6 protein-coding genes are annotated in these 6,066 nt (G+C 48.1%); 2 read left to right on the top strand and 4 right to left on the bottom strand.

Annotated features, from left to right (window positions below):
• Both Q0314_RS08355 and Q0314_RS08350 read left to right on the top strand, forming a co-directional pair.
• Positions 1–203: efflux RND transporter permease subunit (locus Q0314_RS08355; RefSeq protein WP_298058196.1), on the top strand; the 203-nt coding region annotated here is incomplete at its 5' end.
• Positions 196–1,572, top strand: a complete 1,377-nt coding sequence (locus Q0314_RS08350) for an efflux transporter outer membrane subunit (protein ID WP_298058195.1) — start codon at positions 196–198, stop codon at positions 1,570–1,572. The genes Q0314_RS08355 and Q0314_RS08350, both read left to right, overlap by 8 nt.
• A 711-nt stretch (positions 1,573–2,283) precedes the next feature.
• On the opposite strand, the gene purN is transcribed toward Q0314_RS08350, so the two are convergent.
• The 4 genes from purN to def form a co-directional block, all read right to left on the bottom strand.
• Positions 2,284–2,865 (bottom strand): phosphoribosylglycinamide formyltransferase, encoded by a 582-nt coding sequence (gene purN, locus Q0314_RS08345; RefSeq protein WP_298058193.1) that lies wholly within the window; start codon positions 2,863–2,865, stop codon positions 2,284–2,286.
• Complete coding sequence (locus Q0314_RS08340) at positions 2,847–4,268, bottom strand: NAD(P)H-hydrate epimerase (RefSeq protein WP_298058192.1); 1,422 nt, start codon at positions 4,266–4,268, stop codon at positions 2,847–2,849. The genes purN and Q0314_RS08340 overlap by 19 nt, the downstream gene beginning before the upstream one ends.
• The gene (locus tag Q0314_RS08335) at positions 4,265–5,785 is read right to left on the bottom strand and encodes a YifB family Mg chelatase-like AAA ATPase (protein WP_298058191.1); all 1,521 of its coding nucleotides are present in this window, start codon (positions 5,783–5,785) and stop codon (positions 4,265–4,267) included. The genes Q0314_RS08340 and Q0314_RS08335 overlap by 4 nt, the downstream gene beginning before the upstream one ends.
• Positions 5,782–6,066: peptide deformylase (def, locus tag Q0314_RS08330; RefSeq protein ID WP_298058189.1), on the bottom strand; the 285-nt coding region annotated here is incomplete at its 5' end. The genes Q0314_RS08335 and def, both read right to left, overlap by 4 nt.

Raw genomic sequence — 6,066 nt, 5'->3', positions numbered from 1 at the left:
TGGGCGTTTTTCCGATGGTTATCAGCACGGGCGCTGGCGCCGCGTCTCGCCACTCGCTAGGCACGGGCGTGATCGGCGGCATGATAGCGGCCACTACGATAGCGATATTTTTCATACCGATGTTTTACTATCTGCTAGAAAAACTAAACAACAAAGTCTGGGACAAAAAACCAAGCGGAGCACAGGAGATCAAAAATGTATAAAATTTTAACTTTAGCCGCGGCGCTATTTTTAGCCGGCTGCTCGTTTCGACCCGAGATCCCCGAGGTCGATACGAAATTTGAATCTACGTATAAATTTGAAACTAGCGACATAAAAGACGAGTGGTGGAAGGAATTTGGCGACGAAAATCTAAACGCCCTCGTAGCTAGCGCGCTAGAAAAAAACACCGACCTTCGCACAGCTTATTTAAATTTACAAAAAGCGGCCGCTAGTCTAGGCATCTCGGAGGCCGATCTTTTTCCTAGCGTAAATTTAAACGTCGGCTACACCAAAGCAAAAAGTAGCGGCGAGACCTACACCAAGCAGCCTCAGACGCGCTACCGAAACTCTGAGGTAAATTTAGGCCTTAGCTACGAGATAGATCTGTGGGGCAGAGTGCGAAACAGCGTCGAGTCGGCTAAAGCCAGTCTAAACGCGACCAAGCTCGACTACGCCACCGCGCGCCTTAGCATAAGCTCTAGCGTGGCTAAAAGCTACTTCGCGCTCGTGGCTCTAAATATGCGCGAAGCCGTACTAAAAGACACGCTAAAAACCTACGAGGAGACGCTAGCGCTTCGCAAAACGCAGCTTGATCTAGGCGGCATAAACGAGACGACCTATCTACAAAGCAAAGCCGCCGTCGAAAGCGCAAAAGTAAGCCTACTAGAGGTGCAAACCTCGCTATCTCAGGCTCTAACGTCCGTAGCGATACTAACGGGCAAATCAAACGACGAGATCCTAAGCGGCGCCGTGCAGAGCGCTAAAATGCTACCTAAAGAGCCTGAAGTGAGTGCTGGCGTGAGTGCGGACATACTACTGCGAAGGAGCGACGTAGCTAAAGCATACGCCGATCTAAACGCCACCAACGCGCTAATCGGCGTCGCAAAGGCCGACTATCTACCGTCCATCTCGCTAACGGGGCTTTTTGGATTTTCTAGCGTGGATTTTGAAAATATCTTTATCAGCAACGCAAACACGTGGAGCATAGGCGGATCTTTGGTGCAGAAAATTTTCGACTACGGCAGAACCAAAAACAACGTCCGCATCGCCGAAACCAACGAGCAAATCGCGGCCGTAGCCTATGAAGCTGCAATCAAAAAGGCTCTTGGCGAGGTTAGAGACGCACTAAATAATCGCAAAAACGCCAAACTAACGCTAAATCAGGTCAAAGAGCTCCTGCACTCGCAAGAAAAAATCTATAAGCTAGCCAAGGATCAGTTCGAGGAGGGCTACACCGGGCATCTGGAGCTACTCGACGCGCAGCGCAACCTGCTTTCGGTTAGACTGCAAGTTATCGCGGCGAATTTGAGCCTCATCGACTCGGTCGTGGATGTCTATAAGGCGTTTGGCGGCGGATTTAAAGCCGAATAATTTTATTTTTTGGCGGAGATTCTCCGCCTCTTTCTTTTTGAATTTCCTTTTGCTTTTTGGTTTTAAATTTGACGCAACGTCGTCTGTAGATTTTAAATATTTCGCTCGTTTTATTACCGCAATTTATCTTGCTTTATGGCCTTCAAATTTCAAAATTTAGCGCTTGCTTTTGCTATTCGCGCGACTCCCATAAACCTGTTTTTAGGCGCCTGATACTTTGGATAAATTTTCGTTGCGACTTTTGAGATAAATTTGCATTCAAAGACGTAAATTTGTTTTAGCTTTGAGCGATGCGCAAAGCCGGTCAAATTTACATCGTCTTATCCGGAGTGCACGCTTTGTAAATTTACTGCTTCAAATTTACGGTTTTTGGCAAAATTTTCGAGCAGGAAGGCGATTTACGATCAATTTACAGACGTATTTCGGGATTAAATTTAGCGCAAACACCCGCCGCCAAATTTGATTTTTAATTTTGGCAAGCAGCGCAAAAGTACTGCATTAGAGCAAAATCGGCCAAATTTAACGTTTTTGATGTTTTAACCGCCAAGCAAAATTTGTAACGCGCGACGATTTCGCAAATTTGCATTCTTAAATTTGACGCAGAATAAAAAAACAGGTGCGAAAATTTGAAATTTACAAGTCGAAATTTGACTAAATTTATGCCCTGCTTCGCAAAAATCATAAATTTGACTCAAATTTAGACGCGAAATTTTACTCTTTGCCCGTCAAAATTTGTACGATAGTTTCAGGTAAAATTTCATGCTCGATCGCGTGGATTTTGGCTTCAAAATTCTCAAGACTCATTCCCGCACTCTTTTCAAATGCTCGCTGAGCGATGATTTTGCCGCCGTCTAGCTCCTCGCTAACCCAGTGCACGCTCACGCCGCCCACCTTCATATCGCTCTCAAAGCTCTCTTTTATCGCGTGCGCGCCCTTAAAAAGCGGCAGCAACGACGGGTGCAAATTTATAGCGCGAACTTGCCTTGTAAAAACGGGCGTAAGGATGCGCATAAAACCCGCAAGCACGGTTAGATCTACGTTAGCGCGTTTTATTTCCTGGACGACCGCGGCGTCAAATTCCTCGCGCGATGCAAAATTAACGTGCTCGATAACGACGCTTTTTAGGCCGTATTTCGCGGCTTTTGCGATGCCGCCGGCGTTAGCTTTATTTGTTAGCGCTAGCGCGACTTCGATCTTAGTTTGGCCAAAAACCTTACCGTGCAGCCTCTCTAAAATCGCCTCTAAATTCGAGCCGCCGCCGCTAAATAAAACCGCTATTTTTTTCGTAAGCATTTGAGTCCTTTGATGACGTCCGCGGCCGTGAGCGCGTAGTCGTTGATTTTGATTTCGCGGACGGCTAACGCGTGAGCTAACGTACCCGAGATCGCGGCATTTAGCGGGCTATAACCCTGAGCGAGTAGTCCCGCGATGATACCGCTTAGCGCGTCTCCGCTACCGCCTTTTGCGAGCGCGGCGCTACCGTGCGTCATGACGTATACCTCGCCGCCTTGCGCGATTAGCGTATTTGCACCCTTTAAAACAAGCACGCATTTAAAATTTCGGCTAAAAATTTGAGCGAGTTTAAAGCGGTTTTTTTGTACTTCGCCAGCGTCAAATTTGCCCAGATTTGCAAGCTCCAGCAAGCCCGCAAACTCCTTTGGATGCGGCGTTATCACAACTTTTTCGTTGTTTAAAAGCTTAAGCGTGCGCGGCTCGTAGCAAAGATCGGCGTCGATAACGAGCGCGTCTTTTGTTTTTAGCTCGCTAAAAAGCTCGTCTTTTTGCGCCTCGCTAAGCTCGCCAAGCCCCATGCCGACGGCTCCTACTCGCATTTTTGGCGTTATGCAGGCGCTTTGCATTAAAATAGGCTCAATGTTTAAATTTTCACCTATGACGCTAACAAGTCCCGCGCCCATAGTTAGTGCAGCAAGTCCCGCTATACGCGCCGCTCCGCCCTTTTCGCCGCTAACGACAAACACGTGCCCAAAGTCGCCCTTGTTAGCGCTTTGCTTAGTGCGAAACGGCAAATTTAAATCGCTCTTGCCAAGCTTATAAAAGCTCGTCCCTGTCTCGTAAAGCTCGCACGAGAAGCCCAAATTTGCAACCTTCACGCGCCCGACGAAATCCTTTGCAAAGTCGCTATAAAGCGCTAGCTTTAGCGCGCCCATGGTCACGGTCGTGTCAGCCCTAAAAACCGCTCCTTGCGACAAACCGTTTTTATCAAGTCCGCTTGGGATGTCGCAGGCGAGCTTGTAGCCGGGTTTTGCGTTTAGTAGATTTATCAAATTTATCGTTCGTTCGTTTAGCTCGCGGCTAAGTCCGGTTCCGAAAATCCCATCGATGATGCAGTCAAATTCGCCGCTTTCCGTCAAATTTGAGATCAAATTTACGCCGCATTTTAGCGCCCTAGTTAGCTCTGTTTTTGAGGTTTCGTTTTGTTTGTCGCTCGCCAACAACGCAAAACAATCAAATTTGCCTTGCAAAAGCCGAAGTGCTGCAAGCACGTCTGCACCGTTATTTCCGCTACCGATGACGCCTAAAATTTTACGGCGTTTGGTCGATGATTTTTTGAACTTACTTCGTACGGCGTTAGCTAACGCGTTAGCGGCGTTTTGCATCAACGCTTCGGTGCTAAGACCAAACTCGCTCACGGCTCTAGCGTCAAGCTCCGCCGTATCCCAAAATAGCTTTTTCATGCGCCCTCCTGCTTCACTCGGTAGCTCAAAGCCTCCAAAATATGCGGCTTTTTGATGATGCGCGAGCCCTCGATGTCGGCGATCGTGCGGGCGACTTTTAGGGTTTTATTGATAGCGCGGCGACTGAGCGAAAATCTCTGCGTTGCATTATCTAGCACGCCGCTAGCCTCGTCGTCGCAAATGCAAAATTTAGCTATCTCTTCGTCGCCGAGCTTGCCGTTTAGCTCGCTTTGAGCGCGCGAAATTTGCGTCTCAAACACGCGCAGCACGGTTTGCCACATCGCTTCGCTCGTTACGTCACTCTTGTCGCTCGCGGCCACCTCGTCCATCTGTACGTGAAGGTCGATGCGGTCAAGCACAGGCGCGGAGATGCGCGATTTATAGCGCTTGATTTCAAGTTCCGAGCATTTGCATTCTAGATTTTTGGAGAGCAGATTGCCGCAAGGGCAAGGATTCATCGCGGCTACGAACATAAATTTAGTCTCATACGTGATTTTTGAATTCACGCGCGAGATGTTGATTTTGTGGTCCTCAAGCGGCTCGCGCAGGCTCTCTAAAATTTGCGGCGCAAAGTGCGGAAGTTCGTCAAAAAATAAAATCCCGCCGTTAGCTAGCCCGACCTCGCCGATCCTAGCCGAGCTCGATCCGCCGCCAAATATCGAGCTGCGCGTACTCGTGTGATGAGGCGAACGAAAGGCGCGAAGGGCGGAAAATTCGCTCTCCTGCTGATTTAGCGAGCTATAAGCGCAGCTGAGTAAAATCTCATCCAAACTTTGCGGCGGCAAAATGTATCTCAGGCGCTTGGCGCTCATGCTCTTGCCGCATCCGGGGCTTCCTTCAAAGATAATATTATGCATACCGCAAGCAGCCACCAGACAGGCTCTTTTTGCCCTACTCTGGCCTTTAACGTCGCTAAAATTTAGCTCGAAATTTTGATTTTTTACGAAGCTTTTTTCGCCGATTTTGATCAAATTTGAAAAAAGCGGATGAACGGCGCCGACCTTGCACGAGGCGGTAAATTCGGGCTCTAGGAAAAATTTGATCGCTTCGGCTAAATTTGAAACGGCGTAAATTTCTAAATTCGGTATCGCGCCCGCTTTTTGTGCTATCTCTTGCGGGATCAGCACGCGAGAACCCGGCGCTTTCGCACTCAAAAAAAGTAAGATAGAAAAAAGGCTCGCCGTACTTTTTACGCCGCCGTCTAGCCCCAACTCGCCGAATGCAAAAATAGGCTCGAAATCGCGCTCTTTTTGCAAAGCGATTAAAAGCGCGATGGGCAGGTCGAAGTGACTGCCTGATTTTGGCATATCAGATGGGGATAAATTTATGATGATTTTTTGTGCCGGGAAAGAGAAGTTTAACGATAAAAGTGCTGATTTTACGCGCTCGGCGCTCTCTTTTATCGAGGCGCCCGCAAGACCTACGATATTAAGTGCGGGCAAACCGCGGTTAAAACTGGACTCGACGTCCACAAGCCGTAATTCGTCGTTATAAGTGGCGCATTTTAGGGCTTTCATGCGTTTTTTTGCTTTTTATACTCTTTGTCAAATTTTTTGCGTTTGTTGTAGCCGATGCGCTCGATAAAAAGGTGTCCGTCTAGGTGATCCATCTCGTGCTGGATGGCAACCGATAAAAGCCCGTCTGCCTCGAGCTCTTGGTGCTGTCCGAAGCGGTCTTGATACTCTAGCGTTATAAACTCGGCTCTTTTTACGTCCTCGTAGTATCCCGGCACGCTAAGGCAGCCTTCTTGATAGATTATCTCGCCCTCTTTGCGTAAAATTTTGGGATTTATGATTTC

Origin of the sequence: uncultured Campylobacter sp., from assembly GCF_938040115.1 — a bacterium.
In the GTDB taxonomy this organism is placed as follows: domain Bacteria; phylum Campylobacterota; class Campylobacteria; order Campylobacterales; family Campylobacteraceae; genus Campylobacter_A.
Note: the sequence above shows the minus strand (reverse complement) of the source record. Positions and strands in the feature narration are given on the sequence as shown.

Bases quoted from the DNA above. Each gene is read 5' to 3' on its own strand.
- purN (WP_298058193.1), bottom strand. From the start codon at position 2,865: ATGCTTACGAAAAAAATAGCGGTTTTATTTAGCGGCGGCGGCTCGAAT.
- Q0314_RS08335 (WP_298058191.1), bottom strand. From the start codon at position 5,785: ATGAAAGCCCTAAAATGCGCCACTTATAACGACGAATTACGGCTTGTG.
- Q0314_RS08350 (WP_298058195.1), top strand. From the start codon at position 196: ATGTATAAAATTTTAACTTTAGCCGCGGCGCTATTTTTAGCCGGCTGC.
- Q0314_RS08340 (WP_298058192.1), bottom strand. From the start codon at position 4,268: ATGAAAAAGCTATTTTGGGATACGGCGGAGCTTGACGCTAGAGCCGTG.